The sequence below is a fragment of the Arthrospira sp. PCC 9901 genome (genome assembly GCF_059013425.1).
In genome coordinates, this window is sequence record NZ_CP102296.1 from 4595277 (window position 1) to 4621405 (window position 26129).

Consider the following 26129-nt stretch of genomic DNA (forward strand, 5'->3'; position numbering starts at 1 on the left):
TATATGATCAAACCGCAATTTAGCATTTTTGGCAATATCCCGCCGTCACCAACCCCTGGGTCTGTTTCTTCCCTAAGACATAAATTTTATCGGTTCCCAAAAACTCATGCGATCGGCTAGAAGCCTTAAATAATAGGGAAATTTCCACACTTAACATCAGGGATCAAGGAAACTTAGCCTTTCAATAACTCAAAACAGGTGATATATTATGAAGGCTTTTTGAGTCTGTTGTGGTGTTCAGAGCCTATCCTAAGCCTATTTCCCTTAGATGATAACCACCATCATAGCCACTCAATTCACTAATAAACGGGGATAAAAACCATGTAAAAAAATTGAAAATTTGATTGTGCATCTTGTCAATATTGAAGGCTCCATAGATGATAAGAAAGCCTCAAGTTGTCAGCTTCATAAATTTAGGAATTTTTGATTTTTAGTTATGGCGAAAAATCGTGCTGTTTTCAAGCATAAACTTCCATCAGGTAAATACATCAACACCCACCGTTATCATCAGCTAAATTCTCGTCAAAAAAGGCGGATTAATTACCGAATCAATTATTACCCCACCGTGACAGGAATTACTTGGTTTCTGGTAGGTTTTTTGGGATTTTTGGCTATCTACTCAGCCAAAATTAAAATCGAAAAAGATGTCGTTTCTTTGGTTAATTCACAGTCCAATAAAATCGACAAAAAGCTTCAAGCGACTAAGTTTCAGCAGATTAGTCACCGTTGGCTACTCGGTCATTCCTCTGGTGTTCATGTTCCCTTGAATACCCTATTTGCAGATTTAAACAGTCTCGGTGCTTTATCAATTTGTGCCGCCGAAGGAAACTGCGAGACCAATGGAAGACGAACTTCTCTAATTGCCGGTCATTTTGACCCAGCTACTGGCATCCTAAATAAAGGTTTTTGCAGTAACCACGGACGGGGTGGAACCCTACAGGAGGCTAACCAATGGTGTCTACAACACCTCAGATCACGGTCCTTTGTGATTGAACAGCAATTTAGGGAAGTCGGAATTAATCCTAACTCACATTTAGAAGGATTTATCAATGCGATAGATTTATGGAATCAGAGTCCCTATTTCGGCGCAAAATTTCCTCAGTTATACGCTTCTGAACTACGCGGAAGAAAAAAGGGAACTGACGCTATCCTCTCAGCCAGAGTCAACTCATTTAAAATCAATGGCAGTTATGAGCAGACAACTTTGGCTCATCCTCCTATTTGTCCATATTCCATAGATGCTAAGTCCTGTGTCAGACATGATCAGTCAAGACGCATGAATGCTATCTCTGGAGTGATGGAACATTTAGGCTTAAAATAGAGGCAATTAAGAGCAATCCCTCCATTACCTTAGCAATAAATCAACAATTGCATCTAATTCCTCACTATAGTCCTCAGCCAATTGCTGACCGACACGACGAATAGCCTGCAAATTTTCGTCAGATGACTTATCTATGGGTAGCATATTTTTATCCGTCAGGGTTGTATTTATTCTCAGATACTGTTGAGGACTTCTAGTAGCATCATAAATTTGCCTCATTTGATAATCTACGGTTTCCGCCACCCCGGTCATAATAATATCAAACAGGGGAAGTAACCATTGAAACTGACCCCAATTTCTAGCCTGTTCATAAGGATATCCCTTTTTCACGTCCCCAGTTCCCAAAGATAAAATTACCATATCTTTAGCGGTGGGATTATCTGGGAGTTTGCTACGAGCTTCCGCATAAGCACACAAGGTTGGATTATTGGCGAACACTCCCCCATCAACACAGGTATACATTTCATCACCTAAAGACCTAATTGCGGCTACCTTGAAAAAAGTCGGAGCGGCTGAGGTGGCGCGAATTACGTCTCTTACATAATAGTCTTTACTAGGACTGACTACCGCATCATGTTGAGTAAAAAAGTGGGTTTTTCTCCGAGAAATTTCATAGGAGCAAATTAAGGATGGTTTTAATAACTCGCTTAACTTTAAGTCCCCAAAAAAGTTTTGCATCATTAACTCGAATTTCTCATGGGAGTATTTTTCGTTTAACAGTCCCCAAAAGTTTTTGATGGCGTGGCTACAAGGTTGGTAAAAGATATTACGACTATTTTGGTAAAAAAAGTTCCTGGCTTCTTCCGCAGAGCATCGGGGTTTAGTGGGGTCTTGTAGGTCGGGAGATAGGTAAAGACAAGTCATAATTCCCCCGGCGCTTGTCCCAGCAAATAAATCAAAATACTCGACGAGTCTAGCTTGAGGATTGCCAGTTTTTTCCTGAATTTTATGCTCGACACTTACCAAAATTTCGGCGGGTATTAATCCTCGCAAACCACCACCGTCAATAGAGAGAACTCTGGTAAACTCTGCCATTTGTCAAACTCCTGTTAATTATGGGATTCATTAAGCATTCCAGATTTCTCGGAGACGATCGCGAATATCTAAGAAATCTGTCCAAGCTATATAGGGCTTTTTCCGCTTATCTAAATACTCAGATAAGCGATCGCGCGCAAATACCACCGGAGCAGCGATCGCCATATTTAAGTCCGTTACCGAATCCCCGATCGCAATTTTCGGGTCCCCCTTATATAACTCCATTACCCGCACTTTTGCTAGTAATTCTGTGTCCCCTTCAAACTCTGAATATACCCGCAAATTCGGTCCGTCCGTCTCCACATCCACCGCATAAATCCCCGCGACCCGATTAACTAATTCTCCTAATACTGTTTCTACCATAATCCGAATCCCCCCCGATACCACCACCAACGGCACTCCCTGGCTATCCAGAAAGTCTATTAATTCCACCAGTCCAGGACGCATTTCTTTAGTTTTTGAAAACTCGATAATCTCTCCATAAGCCTTCGAGGGTATTGATTCTAGCATCCTTCGCACCCCTGAACGTAAGCTGATCTCATGGGTGTATAGTTTCGGGATAATCTCCTGTGCTACCTCCGGTGCGAATTGCTTTAGCATCGCCACAAAGGTCTCCTCTGCTGTAATTGTCCCGTCAAAGTCACAGAAAACAACTGGTTTCATTAATTACCCTTCACCAAAAACAAAAGCATCCTAAAGTTTACCTATCAAACTGGCATCCTGACACTATGCACATTTTTGCTATTTTGTCAACCCCTACCTCTGGGGCTTAAAACAATATTCGTGTCTCGCCAGCAAATTTAACTCAGGCGATCGCCCACTGCTTACCTCATATTCAATACGGCAATATAGCTGTTTCAGGTTATTTCCTGGTAGCCACAGATACTCAATAACTGCTTTTACCCACACGAAGACTAACTATAACCTATAGACTCTACTCTATCATCCTTTTAAAGGGCTGTCAAGTGGCGTGTTTTCGTGGCTAGATGGTGCAAGAATGATAATCATTTTCACGCCATAAATTCAAAAAGGTTTTGTTATTTGTATCAAACCAATCGCCAACAATAACCAATACTTATATAAATTTCCTGGGGGTAGCTTATAGTCAAAGTTGCCATTTTCCGATCACGATAGTATCAAGTCAAATGCTGTCCCTTGACAGTCTCGCGCAGTCAAACCGGACAGTTTTTCAATCCATAGAAGATACCGATGTAGCTTTTAATATCAATAACTGACGACGAATTTTCTGGGTGTAAGCATCAAACTCATCAAGTTCTGAGGGAGTAATTATAATCCCTTTTTCAGACAACCTTTGCAGTCTATCCTGGCGTATATAGCCGGACAATTTGAAGTCAGGGTGCTTTCCGTAACCGAACCCAGAAGATACTGGTAAGTGATGTGTATGAGCTTTGGTGGTCATAGTCGAGGGCCTTCGAGTTAATCATCAACAAAGTAAGCAGTAAGTCTTTAGGCTTATTCCCAAATCTATTCTTCTTTTATACAAACAAGCCATCATATTTGAGTAGGGTATGTGACCATCTATTGACCCATGGGGGGGAGTCAACAGCAACTCAAATTCAAATTTATTTAACAATCAAGCCTAAATCTATAGCGCGCCGAAGAAGGTAGGCAGGAAAATCGATACTTGACAATTTTTCATTCAATCTATCCCCTTTGTGTCTACCCTCTAGCCTCTAACTTATAACCTCTCTCTCATTTTGTCATGAATACACGATCGCCTATTGCTATAGATTGAGACTCCCTTGTAGTCGGTGAGCATAGAATACCCACATTCCCATATTCTGATGACATTATCTATAACCGCAAAATTGTCTGATTATCGATCGCCTCACTGGCAGTAAACCCCTCAAAATACTGTCGCGGTTGGGGGGGGAAGTCAGGAAAATCAAACCTGGCATCACCGCCAGCAATATCCGCCCAAAAATAGCGCAGACGGGGGGCCAACTCCTCGGCTTCTAATTGGGAAAGACCTAGGGGATGCCCCATTAATAACCTCATCATAAACGGAAAGGAGCGATCGCCCATCCATTCCCTAGAAATACTTGCTAAGTCAGGAAAATCGGGAACTGAGACAATGCGGTGCGACTCAATTTCCAGCTTCTGTTGACCCTGATCATCCCTGGAAAAATCGAGGATACGGTAGGGGTGAGGATAACTAACCAAAGAACCGGTAGTGATATCATAAACTCCCCGCCATTGAGCAATATCCTGTACATGGAGATGACCTGTAAAAACTAACTTAACTCCCCCCTCTTCCAGAACCTCCAACAATTGGGGAGCATTCGACAACATATAACGCCGACCTAGGGGGTTAGTAGACTGTCCGGGTAGGTGTTCAATGATATTGTGGTGAATCATCACTAACACCAATTCATCGGTGGATTTAGCCAAAACACCTTTCAGCCAATCTAGCTGCTTTTCGTCCACATATCCGATCTGATTTCCCTGTTCATCAAACCAATTGGAATTGAGACCAATTAAGCGCACTCCCGAGGTTAATTCGCAGGTGTAGTACAGACAACTCCTGTCTTGATAACCGCAGTGGGGATAGTATTCGGGAAACTCGGATAAACCAATTAGGGACCCTTCCCCTACGGCTAAAGGTACATCATGGTTTCCAGGAACTACATAAGCTGGGTAGGGTAGGTTTTTTAGGCGATCGCTTAACCAAGCGTGATTGTCCCGTTCCCCGTGTTGGGTGAGATCTCCCGGTAGCAGCAGAAAGTCTATATCCAGCTTTTCCAGATGTTTAAAGACCTGTTCTAGCGCCGGAATGCTAACTTCCACTAAATGAAAGCGTTGAGGATGATCCCAAATGGTCTCAGGAAGGGCAATATGTAAGTCGCTGGCGATCGCAAATCGAAATTTTAGAACCATAATCTAATACTTTATCATGCAGAACTCTCAGTTTTGATCTAAACTAGAAGCAGGGTTATGGCAAATTAACGGATATGGTTGATTACTTGCGTCGTCCCATCTTAGTTGGTGGTATTGGGTTATCTGTGGTTCTCTGGCTGTGGGATACAGTGGGTGAGTCGGCGGTGGAATTGGGAGAAACAGCAATTTTTGGGGCGATCGCTTTAGGCGGTGGTCTCTGGTGGCTACAGCGAAAACTTCCTCAGTCTGACCAGAACACGAAAAATTCCCCCCCTATTAGTCGGGAAGTGACCCAAGCCGCTATTGAGGAAACGGAAACCTTAATTGATCAGTTAGCTACTCAAGCGGAAACTCTCCTAGGGGGAAATGAACTCTCACCGACTCTGGCTGATTGGCGAAAGCAAGTGGCTGACTTACACACAGCTATTGATAGACAAGATTTATACCTGGCTATTACCGGGAAACCACAAGTTGGGAAAACTTCCTTAAAAACCGTTTTAGAAAACACTACCTGGACTCAGAAACATTTAACTATTACGGAAGTTGACCCGGACTCCTCGGACCATTTGCTAACCGCTGATTTAGTTGTCTTTTTGGTAGATGGTGATCTGACTGAACCTGAATATAAAACCCTTGGGAATTTGTGCGATCGCCAACGCACCCTATTGGTTTGGAATAAACAAGACCAATGTCCTTTGGAACATCAGGTAGTCGTTTTAGAAAAACTGCGCCAAACCATGGCTAACCAATTGGCGGCGACTGATATCATTGGTATTTCCGCTTCTCCGAGTCCCATTAAAGTCCGCCAATACCAGGATGAAAATTCCGTTCAAGAATGGATGGAAACACCATTACCGCAAATGGAAACACTTACCGAAAATCTCGATCGCCTTTTGACCGAGACAGGTGAGGCTTTAGTTGTGGCCACCACCTACCGAAAAGCGATCGCACTTCAGCAGACCGTTAAAACCCATTTAAACACAATTCGCCGCCAGCAAGCCATCCCCACCATAGAACAATATCAATGGGTCGCTGCGGCTGCGGCTTTTGCTAACCCAGTCCCCGCCTTAGACCTTCTCGCCACCGCTGCCATTACTTCTCAGTTAGTGCTAGACTTAGGGAAAGTCTACGGTTGCCAATTTTCCCTCGAACAAGCACAGCAACTCGCTAAAACTCTCGGTTCCCAAATGGTAAAATTAGGCTTGGTCGAGTTATCCACCAAAACCTTAACAACCCTCCTCAAAACTAACACCGTCACCTATGTGGCTGGGGGAGTTATTCAAGGTGTCACGGCGGCTTATCTAACTCGCATTGCTGGCTTGAGTTTAGTTGAGTATTTCCAAACCTGCGAAACCGGAAACAACTTTTCCTTAAATATCGAGTCCTTCTCAAATACCCTCAAGTCCGTATTCCAAAATAACCAGCAGTTGTCAACATTACAGAGTTTTGTCGGACAGGCTACTAGCCATATTATCTCACCCAGGGAAGTTTCCCCAACTACCCCTTTATCTGCGAAGTGATAACAGCGGCGGCGGGTCGATTAAACCAAGTCCCAAAAGGGAAGTTAAGTCTACCCGCCAAAAACCGCCTATATATCGAAGCAATCAGGAGAGGGGAAGGTTAATCAAAATATCCCTTCCTCCCACCCTAATTATATCATGATTAACCCTCAACTGTCAACTCTTAACGCCGTCTGTGGTTGGACATAATCAGCGAGTTGAATGGAAACTGGCGAAGAATGCCAGATCTGATCGCAGTATTCTCGGATAGCGCGGTCAGAAGAGAATTTACCGCAACGCGCCGTATTGAGAATGGACATTTTCAACCAACGATCGCGATCGCACCAAACCCGAGAAATGCTATCCTGGCAGTCAAGATAGGATTGGTAGTCAGCAAATAGCATATACTGGTCTTGGTGTAGCAGGGAATCAATCAGAGGCTGAAATAGGGTGCTGTCTTCATCAGCAAAATGACCAGACCCAATCAGATCGATAATCTCCTTGAGTTGAGAATTGCCATAATAATAATCCCAGGGATTATAACCCTCAGCCTTGCGCTGGTAAACCTCATCAGCAGTCAAGCCAAAGCGAAAGAAATTCTCTTGACCAACCTCTTGGCAGATCTCAATATTAGCAGCATCCCAAGTTCCTATGGTCAAAGCACCATTAAGGCAGAACTTCATGTTACCAGTCCCAGAGACTTCCTTACCAGCAGTAGAAATCTGTTCAGAGAGATCAGCAGCCGGATAGAGGATTTGGCTATTAGTAACATTATAGTCTGGAAGGAACACAACTTTCAAGCGATCGCCCACATCTGGATCATGGTTAATCACCTCAGCCACGGAGTGAATCAACTTAATCATTAATTTTGCCATAAAATACCCCGGAGCCGCCTTCCCGGCGAAAATAAACGTGCGAGGGGCAATATTTACAGTCGGGTCTTGCTTAATCCGGTGATAAAGAGTAACAATGTGCAGGATATTCAGATGCTGTCGCTTGTATTCATGAATAGGCTTCACCTGAACATCAAACAGAGACTCTGGGTTAACCGTCACCCCCAAACGCTGTTGAATATGACCAGCCAGAGAACGTTTTAGATCTAGTTTAACCTGTCCCCAACGATAGCGAAAATCCCCATCGTCTGCGAAGCCTTCTAACTGGCGCAAATCATCTAAATGGGTAATCCAATGTTCCCCAATTTTTTCAGAAATCAACTTAGTCAGACCCGGGTTATTTTGGACTAACCAACGTCGTGGCGTTACCCCATTAGTTTTATTGCTGAACTTGTGGGGGAACAATTCATAAAAATCTCCCAGAGTATCTTTAGTCAACAATTCCGTATGTAATTCGGCTACCCCATTAATAGAGTGACTCCCCAAACAAGCCAGGTTAGCCATTCTTATATAACGTTCTCCCGTTTCATCAATTAATGAAAGTCTGGCAATTTTATGACCATCACGACCATTACTATTACGGACTTCTTCTAAAAAGCGGCGGTTAATCTCATAGATAATTTCTAGGTGTCGGGGAAGTAGACGACCCAACAAATTTACTGGCCACTTTTCTAGGGCTTCTGGTAGTAAAGTGTGGTTGGTGTAAGAGAAAGTTTTTTGAGTGATTTCCCAAGCATCATGCCACTGGATATCATGTTCATCCATTAATAACCGCATCAATTCTACTATAGCAATAGCCGGGTGAGTATCATTGAGTTGAACCGCAAATTTATCCGGGAAGGTTTCCAGGTTACCACCGGATTTTAGATGCCAGCGAATCATGTCCTGTAAAGCACAGGAAACCAAGAAAAATTGCTGTTCTAAACGCAGTTGTCTTCCGGGTATATGTTCATCATTAGGATAGAGAACTTTGGTGATATTTTCAGATACCACTTTTTGGTCAACCGCGCCGTAATAGTCTCCCAGATTAAATGCTTGGAAATTGAAAGACTCTGGCGCTTCTGCTTTCCACAGGCGCAGGGTGTTCACAGTATTGACTTTATAGCCACTAATAGGAGTGTCGTAGGGGATACCTTTAACTACTTGGTGAGGAACCCAAGTGGCGTGATAGTTGCCTTCTTCATCGGTGTAGCCTTCCGTATAGCCACCAAATTTGACCTCGACTGCGGACTCGGGACGGACGATTTCCCAAGGGTTGCCTTTTTGTAGCCATTTGTCAGTTATTTCTACCTGCCAACCATCTCGGATTTGCTGTTTAAAGGTCCCAAATTCATAGCGAATACCATAACCTATAGCGGGAATTTCTAAGGTGGATAGGGAGTCCATATAGCAGGCGGCGAGACGACCTAAACTGCCATTTCCTAGACCGGGTTCTGGTTCTGGTTCCGCCAATTTTTGCAGGTCTAAACCTGACTCTTCTACGGCTTGTCGAATTTGGTCATAAATTCCCAGGTTGATTAGATGATTGACTAAGTGGGGACCCACCAGAAATTCTGAGGATAGGCAAGAGACTACTTTGGTATTATCTGATAGCTGGGTGACGGTGCGAACTGTATTTAACCATCTGGGGAAAAGGCGATCGCGCACCGTGTAAGCCAGGGCTAAATAGAAGTCATGTAAGGTAGCAATTTCCGGGTATTTTCCGGTGATATAAAACAGGTTATCCGCTAAGGCACGCCGCAGGGTTTCCATGGTAACCTGTTGTTGATTGTCGTTATCTGATGAAGTGTCTGTCATAGTTTTTACCAGTTAAATAAGTTGTAAAAACCCAGAATTTTGCGAATAATTAATTTATTCAAAAAATCCCCCATTTACAATTTGTTAAAATGGGGATTTTTAGACCTGGGTTGTATGAGATGAATCCTGATTCAATGGGAGATTTTACACCAGGGAATTATCGTCAATTTGTGCTGGGAAGTCTCAGCTAATTATGAGCGTCTCGCCATTTCTTAATTGCCGCTACAACTTCTGGATGATTCTCAGAAGATGCCCAAATTAAAGCCGTCCAATTGTTGTTATCCTTAACCCGAAAATTTGCACCCTTATTCAGTAACATCTCAACCATCTGCACATGACCCCTACCAGCGGCTGCCATGAATGCTGTTAAGCCAAAATCGGTCTGAGCATCAATTTCAGCCCCAGCTTGTAGTAAACTTTCAGCTATAGTTAAATGGCCCTGTGCCGCCGCCTCCATCAGCGGAGTCCAGCCATCATTATCTCCCAGGTTAACATCAGCCCCAGCCTCTATGAGATTTTGGGCGATCGCCTCTAGTCCCTGTCCTACTGCTGTCAGCATGGCGGTTGTACCATCATCACCCACAGCATTGATATCTTTTTCCGCAGCTATTAAAGCTGATAATTGGTCAAGATTACCGCTTTTGATGGCTTTAATTAACTCGGTCATAGTCGCTTTACCCTTCTTGCCCTGATGTTATTATCTCATAACCTTAGATTTTGGGGAACTGCCAAAAAGCGACTTCTTAATTAATGTTTGATTTGGCTAAAAAAATGGCTTATTCTATCAGTTCAATGTACGCTATGATAGCACTAAAATCATGCGATCGCAACCCCTAGACCAGACTGGGGACTGAGACATATAGCATAACAAGTCCGTAGTGCTACCATTGACCCTAATTGATTGTCCATTAGAAAAGCAGCCATGAAATCCACTCTCAATCAACAGATTCAACAGTTTTATGATGCCTCCTCCGCCCTGTGGGAACAAATTTGGGGGGAACATATGCACCATGGCTACTACGGACCGGAAGGGAATCGGAAAACGGAAAGACGACAGGCGCAAATTGACCTGATCGAAGAATTGCTAAAGTGGGGACTTGATGAGGGAACTCAAACAACTAAGATTTTAGACGTAGGTTGTGGCATTGGGGGGAGTAGTCTTTATTTAGCCGAAAAGTTTAACGCCAGAGTCACAGGCATCACTCTCAGCCCAGTACAAGCCCAACGAGCAGGCGATCGCGCCGCCGAAGCTAGATTAAGTGAAAATGTGAATTTCCAGGTTGCCAACGCCCTAGAAATGCCCTTTGAGGACGAATCCTTTGACCTGGTGTGGTCTCTGGAAAGTGGGGAACATATGCCCAACAAAATCCAATTTTTGCAAGAATGCCACCGAGTCCTCAAACCCGGTGGCACGTTTTTAATGGCTACTTGGTGTCATCGCCCCCTAGGGGGAGAGCAAGGACAACTAACAGACGCAGAACGTCGCCACCTCGCCCAAATTTACCAAGTTTATGCCCTACCCTATATAATCTCATTGCCAGAATATCAAGCGATCGCTACTCGGGTAGGGTTTAATGACATTGACACCGCCGACTGGTCAAAAGCGGTCGCCCCCTTCTGGAATCTAGTCATTGATTCCGCCTTTGACCCCGCAGCCATTTTCGGTTTACTCACCAGCGGACCTTCAACCATCAGAGCGGCATTATCCCTAGGATTAATGAGTCAAGGATATGAACAGGGTTTAATTCGGTTTGGACTACTGCGGGGGACTAAATAATCTAGCCTTGACTAGACAATGTAAGGAGAGTTGATCGCCTCAGCGCGCCCAGTGGCTACCAGAGTTTGATAGAGAATTGCCGAAATTTCCGCACGGGTAATATCCCGTTGAGGAGAGAGGGTAGTCCGAGTTGGATAGTTAACAATAATCCTTCGTTCTGTGGCAGTAGCGATCGCATCTGTAGCATAACTAGGAATCTGACCGCGATCGGTGTAACCATTCAAAGAATTAGGATTACCACCAGTCAACTTGAGACCATTAATCAATGATACCACCGCCTGAGCCCGGTTCAAATTCTCATTAGGTCGGAAAGTGCGATCGGGGAAACCGGCCAAAAATCCCGCCCGGTTGGCTTGTTCAATAGCCACTTTCCCCCAGAAATCAATAGCCACATCCTTAAATGCAGTCGCCTGCTGAATAGGAGCCATATTAAACGCCTTCGCCAGCAAAGCCGCGTGTTGCGCGCGAGTTAAATTCTCATTAGGTCGGAAAGTACCATCAGGGAAGCCACTGATAATATTCATATCAGTCAAGCGCACAATAAATTCTCGCGCCCAATGTCCGGTAATATCACTAAAGCGATCGCTTCCCGGAGGTGGAGTCGGAGTCGGAGTCGGACTGGGACTCGGACTCGGACTGGGACTCGGACTCGGACTGGGACTGGGACTGGGACTCGGACTGGGACTGGGACTGGGAGTCACATTAGCACTAAAATCAATATTTCCCTTCGTGTTAGTGGGGTTAATCTGATTTCCTACAGACACCAAAGTAAACTTCCCAGCATTCTGGACATCATACTTACCATTATTGCGGAAAATATTACCCCCCGCATCTTGAGGGCTACCCAAATCTGGAAAAGCATCTGCAATGACAGTCAAACCATCCTGAAGATTATTCTCAATCAGATTTTTCCGCAACACAGGCTTAGAACTACCCGAAAGTACAAGACCAGTGCGGTTGTTAGAAATATGGTTGTCGCTAATCAGCGGAGCCGCAGAGGCTTGAACAGCGATCGCAAATCCAGTATCCTGTAGCTTGTTGCCGCGAATTTCTCCCTTAGCATTTCCTGCCAAAGCGATACCATTACCAGCATTTTTTTCAAAGTGGCTAGTCAAAATCTCAGGGATAGCAGTTCCGGTGACAAAAACCCCCTCCCGCTTGGAGTTAAAAAACCGACAATTAGCCACCACACAATAAACCGACTCGATCCAAACAGCAGTGCCGCGAATTTCCTCATTAGTCACACTCACACCGCGCAGGGTCGAGTTATTTTCCATGACAATAGTTACATTTTGTCCCGCCGCACTAGGACTAGCAAATCGACCACTTCCAGTAATTTGAGTCCCATTACCTTGGCTAGACTCATTACCGATCAACGTGACACCAGAGATCACATACAACGGGAAAGTCTCCCCTGTAGCTGCCGTATAAGTTCCCGGAGCCACTTGTACGACAGTTCCCGCCGTCGCCTGTTGTAAGCCACGGGTGATAGTTTTGAAAGGAGCAGAAGCCGTACCCGCCGCCGAATCATTACCTGTAGATCCGTTAACATGGATAGTAGTGGGTGAGGAAGTCGGAGCGCTCTGAGCCACCACATTGATATTACCCTGAACTCGGCCAGCACTGAGCAAATTACCAAAAGAGGCGATCGCCACTGAGCCAGCATGATTAATATCAAACCCGCCATTATTGCGAATCATATTACCACCCGATTCGCTGGCGCTACCCAAATCTGGAGCCGCATCATTAGTAATTACAATACCATCGCCAGTGTTGCGCTCAATCAAATTACGTCGTAGAATAGGGCGAGAGTTACCAGCAATTAGGAGACCCGAGCGATTTTCAAAAAGCGTGTTATCACTAATGCGGGTCTGAACTTCACCCTTAACCGAAATACCATAGCCCGTATTTTGGAAGGAACTGTTGCGTACTTCTCCCTTAACATTACCCTCCAACGATAAGCCATAGCCTTCATTTTCCACAAAGGCATTACTGAGGATATTAGGAGCTCCTGAGCCTGTAGCGTAGACTCCCTCGCGGCGACAGCGGGTAAATGTGCAGTGTACAATATTAGGCGAGGTAGACTCGACCCAAACTCCCGTACCCCTCACTTGGTTATTAGTTACTGTCACCCCCCGCAGTTCAGCGTTGGTAGCCATCACGATAGTAACTTCTTGGCCGCCTGTGCTGGGGCTACTATGGCGACCACTACCTTCAATCAAAATCCCGCTTCCGGTTCCCGATTCATTTCCCACCACAGTGACCCCGCTAGGAATCATAATTGGGAACTGTTCCCCAGTAGCGCTATTATAGGTTCCAGTTTCTAATTGAATGAAAGTTCCTGATTCAACTTTAGCGCAGGCTGCCGTCAGAGTTTTGTAGGGAGATGATTGGCTCCCGTCGCCCTGATCGTTGCCAGTAGATGGATTAACGTAAACTGTTGCCATAATTCTATTGTTGTTGGTGTTGCCAATTTCTGCAATATTTTCGGTAGCTGTTAAACCGCCTAGTTGATGGCACTTGCCACCAGTAACGTGGCGGATTTAGCGGTAGTGGGGGTTCTGTCTGACCCACAATCGGGAAACCATCGCGCACCATTAGGGTCGAGAATGGAGTCGCCTCCATTCCCTCCCATTCAGAACCGTGCGTGAAAGTTTCCCTTCACACGGCTCCTAGTCTGACTGTTCCATTGTTAAGGATACGGCTTTGGCGTTGTTTAACGCCGTTTTATCATCGTGACAGTGGCGGTGTAGTAGTTGAAGATTCTTATATTCATCCTTTCCACCTTGGCTTCGAGGTATAATGTGGTCAACTTCAACTAAATCCGATGGTGCGAAATACTGTCCACACCAGGTACACCTCCCCTTTTGCTTCTTGAGTAGTTTGGCTACTCTAATTGGCGTATCAATTGCTTGTCCTTTCCTGGTTGCCCAGTAAGTCCAATTTCCGTCGTATGGTGTTGCTTCCGGGCGTATTAGGGTATGTCTGACAATTGGAGTCCATTTATGTTTCCATAATTGAATTCCATCCTTAGTCTTGAATAACCAAGTTTCATGTCTTTCTTTTCCGTTGCTAAGTTTAACCGTTTCTTTGTGGAAGTAGTTTCTTAGCTTTTCGTAACTTGCCTTTCCGCATCTTGATGATGTCCATGCCCGTAACATTAACCAAGTTATGTGGTCTAGTTTAACGAAGGTCTCAGATGAGACGACTCCTGAATAATAGTTTGACCATCCCCTTATGATTGGGTTTAATCTGCTAATCAGGGCTGATTGAGGTGCTGTTTTATGTTGTTTAATTACACCTTTTATCACTTCTGTATGGGCTTTAATTGCCTTTTTGTTGGGTTTGATATGAGTTTTGAGTCCCAACATTTTGTGAGGGTTTTTATTAAATAGGAAGCCTCCTTTTCTTCTTCCCCCACTTTTTCCAGATTTATATTTTCCTACTGGATATTGCCTGATATTGAATCCTAGAAAGTCAAATCCTGGTTCTTCTGTTTTGCCGTTATACTCAATAGGATTGAGCGTATGGCAGATTCGAGTCTTTTCAGGTTTTATTTCTAGTCCTACAGGTTTTAGCCATTCGGAAATGGCAATTTTGCACTGTTCAATGATTCTTAGGTCTTTGGATATGACCACAAAATCATCGGCGTATCTTATGAGGTTTACCTGAAAGGTTGTTCCTTTATTTGGATACATTGTCTTTATGAACCTAACCATCCCATCCAGTGCGATGTTGGCTAGGAGTGGACTTATTACCCCTCCTTGAGGTGTCCCTGCTTCTGTATCCTCGAATACACCGTTATCTAGCACGCCTGCTTTGAGCCATGATTTCAGGTCTCTTTTTAGACTGCTTGGACAATGAATTTTGGACAGAAGGTAATCATGGTTTATTCGGTCAAAACATTTCGCTATATCTGCATCCAGAACGTAATAACCTCCTTTGTTGATACTCTGAAAGATTCTGGATATTGCATCATGGGCAGACCTTCCAGGTCGAAACCCGTAGCTTGTGCTTTCAAATCTCGATTCCCATTCCGGTTCGAGTGCCGACTTAACCAAGGCTTGCCTCGCTCTATCTTGGATTGTGGGTATTCCCAGGGGGCGTTTTTCATCCCTTCCAGGTTTTGGAATCCACACCCGTCGCAGTGGTTTTGCTTTAAGGTTTCTTTTAATATTCTCAACAAGTTCAAACCTTTGCCTTGGTGAGATTGTTCTCATTCCATCGACACCGGCTGTTTTCTTGCCTTGATTATCTTGGGTCACTCGCCGCACTGCTAAGAGTCGGGCATAATATGATTTCACCAATAGACGTTGCAACCTTCTTGCCTTTGCATCCTGTCCCGATTTAGCTGCTTGAAATATCCTCTTTTGGAGCTTGAAAACTTTTCTCTGAACTTTCGCCCAGGGAATTTGTTTCCATACATTCGTAGTCTTGATTAGCTTTGATTTCTCAAAACCTTTCTTTAAACTCGCATTCGCCATAGTAACTCCTACTAGACTCTATTCTTTACAATCAAACCGTGACCCGTTAGCATATCCCTACCATTACAGTTGGGCGTTGGCTTTTGGTCACATCTCACCCCCTAATAGGCTTGCGCTTACACTTTCACTACTGATTATCTCGACCAGATACTCAGAGCCTAGAAGGGGTTAAAACGTTCCGTTTATATGGGCATTCCATCTTTAGACTTGTCCTGTCCACCGGGGTACTTTAAAGGTCTGTGTAGGTGTTGATGTAATTACCCTACTTTTCCCCTTATTCTTTTGAACGCAGCGTGTCAACCTATTTCGCTACTTATTAATGACGATGGTTCAAGTCGGAGCATTCAAATTTCCTTAGTCATGGATGGTTGGCAGTGGTCATATTATTGGGACTAGGTTTCCCTCATGCCTTCCGTTCCCCGCTTCAATCCCAGGATTGTGAATCCTAAAATTGGGGGTGGCTATCGCCGTTACTCTCAACGCAATTGTTAAGGAATCATTAAGATTTCCGGTTTTGCGTTTTGACCTTGAGTTCCCTGCCTTGTTTGGTATATTTTTATACCAAACGTAGGGACATATAAACAGTTATGGGATGGTCAGGATACGAGTTCCTTATATTCCACCAAGGGGTGAAAGTCCCACTAGGAGGTTATTTCAGGCATTACAGCCTTATTTGACTCCTAAACGTCTCGCACGACATCATTAATATAACAAACGCTCTCCCTAGTTATCCGGTTAATTTCATCTGAATTTCATCTTTGCTAATGGAAATTTCCCCCATCAACTTAATTCCCTTGTGGTTCGTCTGTCTGTTAGCTTTTTATGTGGCTTGCACCCTCGGAGCCAATGATGTGGCTAACTCTATGGGGACTTCTGTAGGGTCAAAGGCGATTACTCTCCGACAAGCTATTATCATCGCTGGGGTTCTGGAATTTTTGGGGGCGGTATTATTCGGGGGTAGGGTTTCGGAAACTTTGGCTACTGGGGTAGTCAAGCCGGAAGAATTTATCCGATCGCCTCAATTGTTCCAATTGGGTATGATAGCGGTATTAGTCTCGACCGGGTTATGGCTTATGATTGCCACCCGTAAGGGTTTACCCGTCGCCTCTTCCCATGCTGTGGTCGGTGCTATTTCGGGATTTAGTGCTGTGGCTGTAGGATGGACTGCTGTAGCCTGGAAAACTGTAGGTTTGATTTCTCTGGCTTGGTTAATTACCCCCCTCATTAGTGGGGCGATCGCCGCCTTACTCTACAGTCTCATTAAATACTGGATTTTGGAACACCCACACCCACAACAACAAATTCTCGAATGGACCCCCTGGCTCAGTTGTGCCATGATTGCAGTGTTTGGCACTTTAGTAGTCCCAGAAATTAGTCAACCCCTCGCCTCTTGGATGAAAAGCCAATGGGGTCTTAATTTTCCTACCCATGATTTGACTATTGCGATCGCTGGTCTCGCTGTAGTTGGCCTTACCTGGTTTAGTTGGCAACCTACTTTTAGATCCGGTGATAGCAAGTCCTCCATTGAAAGACAACTCGCTCAGTTTCAGGTTTTCAGTGCTTGCTTTGTTGCTTTTGCTCATGGGTCTAATGATGTTGGTAACACTGTCGCACCCCTTGCCATTATTGTCTATATCCGACAAACCGCTTCTGTCCCCCTCGGAGAGTTTCATATCCCCCTCTGGGTATTAGTTATTGGCGGCGCTGGTATTGCTACAGGTCTGGCGGTTTGGGGTCAAAAAGTGATCTCCACTGTCGGCGAAAATATTATCACTTTAACCCCTAGTGCCGGATTTTCGGCTGAACTGGCCACCGCCACCACTGTATTAATTGCTTCTAACTTAGGGATACCTGTTTCTACCTCCCATGCGTTAGTTGGCGGTGTCGTCGGGGTGGGAATTGTTCAAGGCTGGAAGTCTATTAAATTTGGGACTGTAGGTAATATCGCCTTGGCTTGGTTAATTACAGTCCCCACCGCTGCATTTTTGGCCGCTACAGGGTTTCTACTCCTGCGATATTTCATCGGGTAGCTTTAGCTATGGTAGCCCCCCACCTCCCCCACCTCCCCATAGTTATCAATATTTTGTCCCCCTCCCCCCCTAGGGGATGTTAAACTATGGGGAAATAGCTCATTGGTGAGATCAGAGGATAAAGACGTGGTGACAACTCCTGAGAAAATTACAAATCCTAGCACCCAATTAAGCGATCGCCCTAAATCAGATCGGGTAGCCGTTTTATTGATGGGTTATGGAGAAGTAGAAAGCTATGAAGACTTTGCCAATTATAATGAACAGGCTTTAAATCTGTTAACCGCCAAATTCGCCCCTGTTCCCACTTGGATTTATCCGCCTCTGGCGCGGATTTTGGCAATCTTTGACCTCCATGAATGGAGTCATCAGCATGGCAATTTCATTTCTCCCCATAATGCCATTTTTGAGAAACAACGCGCCGGAATTGAAGCACATTTACAACAAAAATGGGGCGATCGCATCCAAGTATTTAAAGCCTTTAATTTCTGCGCTCCCTTCCTACCAGAAACCGTTTTAGGTCAAATTAAAAGTGAAGGATTCGACAAAATCCTGATTTATCCACTGTTAGTAGTTGATTCAATTTTTACCAGTGGTATAGCTGTCGAACAGGTGAATAATGCCCTGGCAAAATTAGCCGATACCAACAGCCATTGGGTGACAGGTCAGCGTTATATCCCATCCTTTTACAATCAGCCTGAATACATTGATTTAATGGCGGAATTAGTGCAGGCAAAAATTGAGGAAGAATTGGCGATCGCACATTTACCCTCCCAAACTGGCATCGTATTAATGAATCATGGATGCCCCCATAAAGCCAAGGGTTTTACATCAGGAATTGATGAAAGTCAAGCCTTATATGAAAAAGTCCGGGAAAAACTCATCAACCGTTATCCCTTAATTTCTGTAGGCTGGCTAAACCATGATACCCCCCTGATTGACTGGACTCAACCGAACGCACAACTAGCCGCCCATAATCTGATAGAATTAGGAGCAACGGCTATTGTCTTCATGCCCATAGGGTTTGCTACCGAAAACCACGAAACCCTATTAGATGTAGAACACATTATCGAGGCATTGCGGCGGCGACATCCCCAAGTAAGATATATTCAGATGGCTTGTGTCAATGACCATCCCCAATTCCTGGAGATGGCTGCTAATTGGGCAGATCCTCAGATTGAGGCATTGTTAAGCCAAACCGCATTATCTATTAATCCTAGCCTGGCAGTACAATCAGATCCAGGTCATCATAGCCATAGCCATCATCATCATAGCCATAGCCATAGCCATAGCCATGATCATGATCATCACCACCATTAAAACCTAGGGGCGGGTTCTCCAATTATCCCCTATGTCTACCAGATTATTCGTCAGCACCCCCGGCTGAAGCACGGGGGCTTCGTGCCCCCGCTTTCAGGTAGCTGACCAGCTTAAGCCTTAACTGGCTACGTGAGCGAGCAAGAGTTAAAGTTCCTACCCTGGAATGCGTGCTAGTTCCAGGCCCTAGAACCAAATCGTTAAACAGTTCTAAGGGGTTAAGACAGTGCGATTTGGAAAGTACCGACTCTGAACATTAGCGAAGCAAACGTTACGAGCAATCAGAACAGACGCAACAATGTCTAACCATATTTTCGTTTTAGATACCAACCGCAAGCCCCTGACACCGTGCAAGCCTGGGGTAGCACGATCACTGCTCAAAGCCGGGAAAGCATCGGTATTTCGACGCTACCCATTCACCATTATTCTAAACAAGGAGGTTGACGCTAATCCTGAACCGCTCGAACTCAAATTAGACCCAGGCTCTAAAGTCACTGGAATTGCCTTGAAGCAAGGGAATCATATTATCTTTGCTGCCGAGTTGCAGCACCGAGGACAGCAGATTAAAGAAGCATTGCTCTCTCGTCGTCAACTCCGACGTTCTCGACGAAACCGCAAGACCCGATATCGACCAGCTCGGTTCTTGAATCGGACTCGGAGCAAGGGTTGGTTAGCTCCCAGCTGGCAGCATCGAGTAGATACTCTAATGACCTGGGTTCACCGATTTCGTAGACTTGCCCCAGTTGGCCGCATTACCCAAGAGCTAGTACGGTTCGACCTGCAATTGATGGAAAACCCTGAGATATCAGGTGTTGAGTATCAGCAGGGAGAATTACAAGGCTATGAAATCAGGGAATACCTGTTGTTCAAGTGGGACAGAACCTGTGCTTACTGTGGGGCTCAAAATGTACCACTTGAAGTTGAGCATATCCAGCCTCGGTCTAAGGGTGGCTCTGACCGGGTTTCTAACCTGACGATGGCTTGCCACTCATGCAATCAAGCCAAAGGCAATGGGGACATTCGGGATTTTTTATCGGGCCAGCCTGATGTCCTGAGTCGTCTTCTCAGGCAGGCCAAATCACCCCTTAAAGATGCGGCTGCCGTTAACTCGACCCGATGGGCCTTGTTCAAGGCTCTGAAAGCAACAGGACTCCCAGTTACCACAGGAACGGGCGGACAAACGAAGTTCAATCGACTGAGGCTCAACCTACCTAAAGCTCACTGGCTTGATGCTGCCTGTGTTGGACCAGTCGAATCACTCGAAGTTCTGACTTCAAAACCGTTGCTGATTTTAGCAAAGGGGCATGGAACCCGTCAGATGTGCGGGACGAATAAGTACGGATTCCCTACTCGTCACCGCTCCAGGAGGCAAATTCATAAAGGCTTTCAGACTGGCGACATGGTGACGGCTACGGTCACAGCGGGGAAGAAAATTGGCTCATATCTAGGACGGGTTCTCTGCCGTGCGTCTGGTAGTTTTGATATTACCACCGCTTCGGTACGGGTGGCAGGCATCAGCCACAAATACTGCCAACCCATTCACAGTACGGATGGTTACGCCTATGCTTGAAAGATTGACGGGGACTAAAGTCCCCCTGTCGCGTTTCCTCCCCGGTCTAAAGACACGGGGCTTCCACGCTCCCAAGAGGTTTACGTGAACTCCCCCTGTACAATGGTAGGGGTAGCGATCGCGATCGCTACCCCAGCACTAAAGAAACAATAACAAACAAATGCTAATCGGAAAGTTGAATTTCCGCCCTGACCATGGGTTCCCCAATTACCCGGTTAAGGGTAAATCCGATTTTTTCGCAGATATGCTGCATCACCCGGTTATCAGTGAGGATTTCTGCCATAATGGAAGTGAGTTTTTCCTGGCGACCAATATATAGGAGTTGTTGAAGCAACTGCGTCCCTACCCCTTGACGTTGGAAAGAATCAGCCACCAATAGGGAAAATTCCGCCTCATTGCTACCATACACCTTGCTAAGTCGTCCCAAGCCGATGATTTGTCGTTCGTGGGTTTCGGGATTGGTGTATTCTGCTACCAGAGCCATTTCGCGATCGTAATCGATAAAACAGAGTCGGGACATAAGTTCATGACCTGTCCGGGAACTAAGTTTGATCAGATGAGCATAGCGCAAATAAACGCTTTCCTCCGAAAGACTTTCATGGAATTTAACCGCCATGGGTTCATCTTCAGGACGGATAGGACGGATAGTAATAGGGATTTCCTTCTGAGAAACCCAATAGGTGACATATTGCTGAGGATAGGGTCGGATAGCCGGCTTAGATAATTGGTCTTCTGGGGTGTCTGGGTCATGAAGTACCACCCGCGCATCAAGGGCCACCAGTCGGTCTTCCGAAGCTACCAGAGGGTTAATATCAATTTCCTTAATCCAGGGTTGTTCGACCACTATATGGGAAAACCTGACCATAAGCTGTTCAAGGGCATCCATATCGACAGGAGGCCTTCCCCGCACTCCTAACAGGGCTTTATAGATTTTGGTCTGTTCCATCATCCGCCGCGCCAAAGTGGTGTTAAGGGGCGGTAAAGCCAGGATACGGTCCTTAAATACTTCCACCAGTTGCCCACCCGTACCAAATAGCAACACTGGTCCGAATTGAGGGTCAAGGCTACTGCCAATAATTAATTCATAGCCATCTAATTTAAGCATTTCCTGAACCGTGACACCTTGGAAATGTTCAGGTCCGACCTTTTCCGCTACCGAAGAAGCGATCGCCTCATAAGCCGCCTGTACTTCTTCAGCGCTAGTCAAATTGAGTTTAACCCCACCCACATCAGTTTTGTGGGTAATAGTTTCCGACAACAATTTGAGGGCTACCGGATAGCCAATAGCTTCCGCCGCCGCCAAAGCCTCCTCAACCCTGGAAGCCATGCGAGTATCAACCACAGGGATGCCATAAAGTGCTAGAAGTTCCTTAGACTCAAACTCAGTTAGCAAACTTCGTCCTTGGCTATGAACCTTATCAATCAGATGTTTAGCCGTTTCCAGTGTCGATAAATTATCCTCAGAAGCTGCGAAAGTCGGTGTTTCATACAAGCCACGCAAATTGTAGGTATAGCGCCACATATAGTTAAACATCCGCACCGCCGTATCAGGATAAGAGAAAGTGGCGATATTGGCTTGATTAAGAATCTTAGCCCCTGCCGCCACTTCTGCGCCACCCATCCAACTAGCCAAAATCGGTTTTTTGTGATCCTGCATTGCCAAAAACTTCAACTGTTCCGCCGTTTGAGTGGGGTCAGTCATAGCTTGGGGAGTCAAAATCACTAACAACCCATCCCCATTAGGGTCTTTCACCGCTATTTCAAAGGCTTTCGCGTAACGTTCCGGGTCTGCATCCCCCAGAATATCAATCGGGTTGCTGTGACTCCATTGGGGCGGTAAAACCTGGTTAAGGGCCTTAGTAGTTTCAGAGGATAGTTGTGCTAGGGTTCCCCCTTCAATCAGTAAAGTATCCGTGGTTAGCACTCCCGGTCCCCCTGCATTAGTTAAAATAGTGAGGCGGGGACCTTTCGGGCGTGGTTGTTTTCCCAGCAATTCCGACAGGGAGAATAAATGGGCGATATGATAGACCCGCAAAACTCCACAGCGCCGAAAAGCGGCATCAAGGACATCATCACTCCCCGCCAAGGCCCCCGTATGGGAGGCTGCGGCTTTGGCTGCGGCTTCTGTGCGTCCGGCTTTAATGACAATAATGGGTTTAGTTAGGGCTACTTCCCGCGCTGCTGATAGGAATGACCGTGCATCTCCTATGGACTCCATATAGATGACAATGCTTTTGGTGTTGGGGTCATTACCCAGGTAGTAAATTAGATCTCCCCATCCCACATCTAACATTGATCCGATGGAGACGAAAGCACTAAAGCCGACATTTTCCTGAAAACTCCAGTCTAAAATGGAGGTACACAAAGCCCCACTTTGACTGATAAAGCCTACACTACCGGGAATAGCCATGGCACTGGCAAAAGTGGCATTTAGTCCGGTGAGGGGGTTCATTAGTCCTAAACAGTTAGGACCAATAATCCGCATCGTGCTTTGGCGGGCATATTCCAGGATTTGTTGTTCTAATTCGACCCCCTTGGGTCCGATTTCTTTAAACCCAGCCGAGAGAATGATTGCGCCTTTGACTCCGGCTTCCACGCATTGCCGCACTATATCGGGGACTGTGGGCGCAGGGGTGATAATAATTGCTAAATCTACTGTCTCTGGGACTTCCCCTATACTGGGATAGGCTTTGATTCCTAAAACATTGCTACGTTTGGGGTTGATAGGAAATACTGTACCACCGAAGGGGTTACGAATTAGGTTCCACAGCAAGGTTCGCCCTACACTGTTGGGTTTTTCGGTGGCACCTATGACGGCTACTGTTTGGGGTGAAAATATGGCTTTGAGGGGTTGGTGGTCGTAGCGTAAAACGTCATGGGCTGGATCGGTGGTTCTTGATCTGGTGGCTTGCATAAACCATGCCTCTCTGTTGATGGGAGTTTTGCTCTGGTTGGTTGGTGAGTATATGTTACTATTATAGTTCCCATTCACTCTATTGGGCTAGAGGTATTGATTTTTTCCTGAGTTTGGTAACTTTCACTACTTTGGGATTGTTCAGATACCTGGGGCTGATTTATCAAGGGTGCTTGACCTCGGTTTTTGAGTGGCTGCTCAATTTTTTATCATTTGGGGGTTAATTGTCGGTTAAGTTTAATTTAAATAACGAACTATAAATTCCCTACTCACAACGCTGTCCTCCCTCACAACAGCGGTCTCCCCTCTGGGATAGGGACCCAGAAAGGCGATCGCTTTTGAAGTTGTATTGCTCTTGATTAAATTTGCGGCAATATGCCAGTATTTGCTATGATTATAGATAGGTGATCTAGCGATATAATCGAGTGATTTTAAGGTCGATCGCCACACCATTCGTTGGCAGCGATCGCCTCTGCCATTTGACTCGGATAACTTAGATCAAGGTGTTCCATTAAGGTAATAAATTCTTCTCTACTGCGTTGACTTAATCGAGGATTGCACATTTTTTCTTCGCCAATGGTAGAAACCGTGCGACCCTTATAATCATGGGCAGGATAAACCAAAATATCATCCGATAGGGTAAATAACTTTCGTGTCACAGTATCATAAAGAGTTCCGGCATCTCCTGATTGTAGGTCAGTGCGTCCACAACCACGAATCAATAAGGCATCTCCCGTTAACAAATAACGATGGTTAATTAAATAAGCTAGATGACTATTAGTATGACCAGGAGTAGCGATCGCCTGAATATTTACACTTCCCAAATTGACAATATCACCATCATCTAACTGTCCATCTGCACCTTTAATTCGGTCATTTTTAGGAACTAAAACTTGACAACCTGTTAGCTTTCTCAATTGACCAGCACCAGTAATATGGTCAGCATGCAGATGAGTTTCTAAACAGTAACAAAGATTCAATCTCCAATCATTTATTAATTGTAAATCACGGTCTATTTTTGCCAACACTGTATCTACTAAAACTGCTTGTTTAGTCTCCAGATCAGCAATTAAATAAGTATAAGTGCTTGACTGTTGATCAAATAACTGACGAAATAATAAATTTAATTCACTGCTATGGTTATGATTAGATGTAGATAAAGGCGCTACAGGACGCACCCATAAAGGTAGATCATTTAATATAGTTGTTGCTAATAATTGGGCTTGTTCCCGGATTTCTTTGATAGCTGTAGTTTCCCATAGATCACCTTTCCGGGGAGGTCCAAGGGTATAAAGTAAACTAGAACCTTGACCTTGGGCATCTAATATCACCCCATTAGGTAAAGTATATAGTCCCAAACCCAAAGGGTTAGGACAGATTAATCCTTGGTTTCTTAAATCAGCAATTAAAGACTGTTTTGAGTTTCGATAATCTACTTGTATTCCCGTGCAATTAATCAACTTTTTAACTTGTATGCTTACATGAAAATTGCCTTTATAAATATCTACCAATATTCCACTATCTGTTTGTGTATAATTGCCAATTCTTCCAAATTTAATAATGAGTTTTTTAGCAATAATTAAACTTTCCATAATTTCGCCAATTTCTGAAGCCAAACGATGGCGATGAATATCCCAGTAACGGTTGACATGACGCAGAAATCTTTTTTGTTCAACGGCTGATAATTCTTGCCACAATTCTTGAGTCACCGGACGAAGCGAATCAATGACAGACTGCCAATTATAACCCAATTCCGTGGCTGTTTTAATCTCCGCACGAATAGACTTTAATAAACCCCTAATCGTTTTGGGCGCGGTATTTTTAGTTAAAAAATTCGGGTAGGGTTGGCTAGGCTGATGAGACAAAGGCAATAAACCATGACGGGAAACAGCATAAATTTTACCTTGGTGATGGCGATCGCATAGAGACATCACCATATCCACCATTGTTAATCCTGTACCAATCAATAATACAGAATCATCCACCTCTAGCCCAGTTAACGCATCCTTTGACCAAGCATTGCGTATATAGGATGGGTGAATATTGGAATTACCCTGTAACTTACCTAAAGAAAGAGGAGGAGGAGTGGCTCCATTACCGAGAGCTAAAACTATTTTATCAGCGGCAAAATTATCTTGATTTTTGAGGTAAACAATTGCTCCCCTATTTTGAGGCTGTATCCCGACAACTTCATCAATAATCCGTTCGAGTTTGACATAACTTGAGGCGGTGGCTTCGGCTTCTTGTAAAACCGACTGAATATATAGTCCATAAACTAGACGAGGAATAAAAAGACTCGGATCTGGTTCATTGGGCAGCCAAGTTTTTAGGGTATGATAATTAAAATTGAGCCAACGGAGGAGATGACTGGAGTCATCAGGAAAAGCACTCATTTTTCCTGCCGGAACATTGAGTAGATGGCTATTAGTTGTAGTCTTATAAGCAACTCCTTTGCCAATATCGTTACAATCTATGAGCTTTATTATCAGAGGTCTATGAGTATTTTTTAACAGGTGGACAGCCACCATTGTCCCACTAAATCCTGCGCCGACAATAGCCACGGTAAGAGAAGCATCTGAAATCATACGAACCCCCAG

17 protein-coding genes are annotated in these 26129 nt (G+C 44.8%); 6 read left to right on the forward strand and 11 right to left on the reverse strand.

Translation table 11 applies throughout. From position 1 onward, the window contains the following. Nucleotides 1-19: 19 nt before the first annotated feature. The gene (locus NLZ44_RS20355; protein WP_493750957.1) at nt 20-157 is read right to left on the reverse strand and encodes a hypothetical protein; all 138 of its coding nucleotides are present in this window, start codon (nt 155-157) and stop codon (nt 20-22) included. A gap of 279 nt (nt 158-436) precedes the next feature. On the opposite strand from NLZ44_RS20355, the gene NLZ44_RS20360 reads away from it, so the two are divergent. Next, the gene (locus NLZ44_RS20360) at nt 437-1321 is read left to right on the forward strand and encodes a hypothetical protein (protein ID WP_048895070.1); all 885 of its coding nucleotides are present in this window, start codon (nt 437-439) and stop codon (nt 1319-1321) included. Between the two features lie 24 nt (nt 1322-1345). Here NLZ44_RS20360 and NLZ44_RS20365 read toward each other — a convergent pair whose 3' ends face one another. The 4 genes from NLZ44_RS20365 to NLZ44_RS20380 all read right to left on the reverse strand — a co-directional run bounded on the left by NLZ44_RS20365 (nt 1346) and on the right by NLZ44_RS20380 (nt 5254). Next, the gene (locus NLZ44_RS20365; protein ID WP_006670420.1) at nt 1346-2356 is read right to left on the reverse strand and encodes a patatin-like phospholipase family protein; all 1011 of its coding nucleotides are present in this window, start codon (nt 2354-2356) and stop codon (nt 1346-1348) included. Nucleotides 2357-2386: 30 nt separating this feature from the next. Then, a complete protein-coding gene (locus NLZ44_RS20370) occupies nt 2387-3019 on the reverse strand; it encodes an HAD-IB family phosphatase (RefSeq protein ID WP_493750958.1) in 633 nt (210 codons plus the stop codon). A 526-nt stretch (nt 3020-3545) separates the two neighbouring features. Then, nucleotides 3546-3776, reverse strand: coding sequence for a hypothetical protein (locus tag NLZ44_RS20375; RefSeq protein ID WP_111894183.1), 231 nt, complete (start codon nt 3774-3776; stop codon nt 3546-3548). Between the two features lie 395 nt (nt 3777-4171). Next, on the reverse strand, nt 4172-5254 hold the full coding sequence (locus tag NLZ44_RS20380; RefSeq protein WP_008050856.1) for a metallophosphoesterase family protein: 1083 nt from the start codon (nt 5252-5254) through the stop codon (nt 4172-4174). A gap of 74 nt (nt 5255-5328) precedes the next feature. On the opposite strand from NLZ44_RS20380, the gene NLZ44_RS20385 reads away from it, so the two are divergent. Next, nucleotides 5329-6774, forward strand: coding sequence for a YcjF family protein (locus tag NLZ44_RS20385; RefSeq protein ID WP_493750959.1), 1446 nt, complete (start codon nt 5329-5331; stop codon nt 6772-6774). A 149-nt stretch (nt 6775-6923) separates the two neighbouring features. Here the strand turns inward: NLZ44_RS20385 and NLZ44_RS20390 are convergent, their stop codons facing one another. Together NLZ44_RS20390 and NLZ44_RS20395 are read right to left on the reverse strand one after the other, a co-directional pair. Then, on the reverse strand, nt 6924-9443 hold the full coding sequence (locus NLZ44_RS20390) for a glycogen/starch/alpha-glucan phosphorylase (protein WP_493750960.1): 2520 nt from the start codon (nt 9441-9443) through the stop codon (nt 6924-6926). A gap of 187 nt (nt 9444-9630) precedes the next feature. Then, the gene (locus NLZ44_RS20395) at nt 9631-10110 is read right to left on the reverse strand and encodes an ankyrin repeat domain-containing protein (protein WP_493750961.1); all 480 of its coding nucleotides are present in this window, start codon (nt 10108-10110) and stop codon (nt 9631-9633) included. 255 nt (nt 10111-10365) lie between these two features. On the opposite strand from NLZ44_RS20395, the gene NLZ44_RS20400 reads away from it, so the two are divergent. Further along, entirely contained in the window at nt 10366-11220 is an 855-nt protein-coding gene (locus NLZ44_RS20400; protein WP_111892558.1) for a methyltransferase domain-containing protein, read from the forward strand. A gap of 11 nt (nt 11221-11231) precedes the next feature. Here the strand turns inward: NLZ44_RS20400 and NLZ44_RS20405 are convergent, their stop codons facing one another. Further along, nucleotides 11232-13667, reverse strand: coding sequence for a DUF1565 domain-containing protein (locus NLZ44_RS20405; RefSeq protein ID WP_493750962.1), 2436 nt, complete (start codon nt 13665-13667; stop codon nt 11232-11234). Between the two features lie 225 nt (nt 13668-13892). Then, on the reverse strand, nt 13893-15704 hold the full coding sequence (gene ltrA, locus NLZ44_RS20410; protein WP_493750963.1) for a group II intron reverse transcriptase/maturase: 1812 nt from the start codon (nt 15702-15704) through the stop codon (nt 13893-13895). A 764-nt stretch (nt 15705-16468) separates the two neighbouring features. Between ltrA and NLZ44_RS20415 the strand changes: the two genes are divergently transcribed. The 3 genes from NLZ44_RS20415 to iscB all read left to right on the forward strand — a co-directional run bounded on the left by NLZ44_RS20415 (nt 16469) and on the right by iscB (nt 20618). Continuing rightward, nucleotides 16469-17734, forward strand: a complete 1266-nt coding sequence (locus NLZ44_RS20415) for an inorganic phosphate transporter (protein ID WP_111894052.1) — start codon at nt 16469-16471, stop codon at nt 17732-17734. 126 nt (nt 17735-17860) lie between these two features. Continuing rightward, nucleotides 17861-19051 (forward strand): ferrochelatase, encoded by a 1191-nt coding sequence (locus tag NLZ44_RS20420; RefSeq protein ID WP_006625609.1) that lies wholly within the window; start codon nt 17861-17863, stop codon nt 19049-19051. 295 nt (nt 19052-19346) lie between these two features. Next, nucleotides 19347-20618 carry an RNA-guided endonuclease IscB gene (gene iscB, locus NLZ44_RS20425; RefSeq protein ID WP_493750964.1) on the forward strand — a complete coding sequence of 424 codons (1272 nt, stop codon included), beginning with the start codon at nt 19347-19349 and terminating at the stop codon, nt 20616-20618. A 163-nt stretch (nt 20619-20781) separates the two neighbouring features. Here iscB and NLZ44_RS20430 read toward each other — a convergent pair whose 3' ends face one another. Together NLZ44_RS20430 and NLZ44_RS20435 are read right to left on the reverse strand one after the other, a co-directional pair. After that, nucleotides 20782-23532 (reverse strand): bifunctional acetate--CoA ligase family protein/GNAT family N-acetyltransferase, encoded by a 2751-nt coding sequence (locus NLZ44_RS20430; RefSeq protein WP_493750965.1) that lies wholly within the window; start codon nt 23530-23532, stop codon nt 20782-20784. Nucleotides 23533-23963: 431 nt separating this feature from the next. Then, on the reverse strand, nt 23964-26117 hold the full coding sequence (locus NLZ44_RS20435) for an FAD/NAD(P)-binding protein (RefSeq protein ID WP_493750966.1): 2154 nt from the start codon (nt 26115-26117) through the stop codon (nt 23964-23966). Nucleotides 26118-26129: the final 12 nt, after the last annotated feature.

Coding starts and splice junctions, on each gene's coding strand:
- iscB (WP_493750964.1), top strand. CDS start 19,347: ATGTCTAACCATATTTTCGTTTTAGATACCAACCGCAAGCCCCTGACA.
- NLZ44_RS20430 (WP_493750965.1), bottom strand. CDS start 23,532: ATGCAAGCCACCAGATCAAGAACCACCGATCCAGCCCATGACGTTTTA.
- NLZ44_RS20360 (WP_048895070.1), top strand. CDS start 437: ATGGCGAAAAATCGTGCTGTTTTCAAGCATAAACTTCCATCAGGTAAA.
- NLZ44_RS20370 (WP_493750958.1), bottom strand. CDS start 3,019: ATGAAACCAGTTGTTTTCTGTGACTTTGACGGGACAATTACAGCAGAG.
- NLZ44_RS20380 (WP_008050856.1), bottom strand. CDS start 5,254: ATGGTTCTAAAATTTCGATTTGCGATCGCCAGCGACTTACATATTGCC.
- NLZ44_RS20395 (WP_493750961.1), bottom strand. CDS start 10,110: ATGACCGAGTTAATTAAAGCCATCAAAAGCGGTAATCTTGACCAATTA.
- NLZ44_RS20355 (WP_493750957.1), bottom strand. CDS start 157: ATGTTAAGTGTGGAAATTTCCCTATTATTTAAGGCTTCTAGCCGATCG.
- NLZ44_RS20405 (WP_493750962.1), bottom strand. CDS start 13,667: ATGGCAACAGTTTACGTTAATCCATCTACTGGCAACGATCAGGGCGAC.
- NLZ44_RS20385 (WP_493750959.1), top strand. CDS start 5,329: ATGGTTGATTACTTGCGTCGTCCCATCTTAGTTGGTGGTATTGGGTTA.
- ltrA (WP_493750963.1), bottom strand. CDS start 15,704: ATGGCGAATGCGAGTTTAAAGAAAGGTTTTGAGAAATCAAAGCTAATC.
- NLZ44_RS20400 (WP_111892558.1), top strand. CDS start 10,366: ATGAAATCCACTCTCAATCAACAGATTCAACAGTTTTATGATGCCTCC.
- NLZ44_RS20365 (WP_006670420.1), bottom strand. CDS start 2,356: ATGGCAGAGTTTACCAGAGTTCTCTCTATTGACGGTGGTGGTTTGCGA.
- NLZ44_RS20390 (WP_493750960.1), bottom strand. CDS start 9,443: ATGACAGACACTTCATCAGATAACGACAATCAACAACAGGTTACCATG.
- NLZ44_RS20415 (WP_111894052.1), top strand. CDS start 16,469: ATGGAAATTTCCCCCATCAACTTAATTCCCTTGTGGTTCGTCTGTCTG.
- NLZ44_RS20375 (WP_111894183.1), bottom strand. CDS start 3,776: ATGACCACCAAAGCTCATACACATCACTTACCAGTATCTTCTGGGTTC.
- NLZ44_RS20435 (WP_493750966.1), bottom strand. CDS start 26,117: ATGATTTCAGATGCTTCTCTTACCGTGGCTATTGTCGGCGCAGGATTT.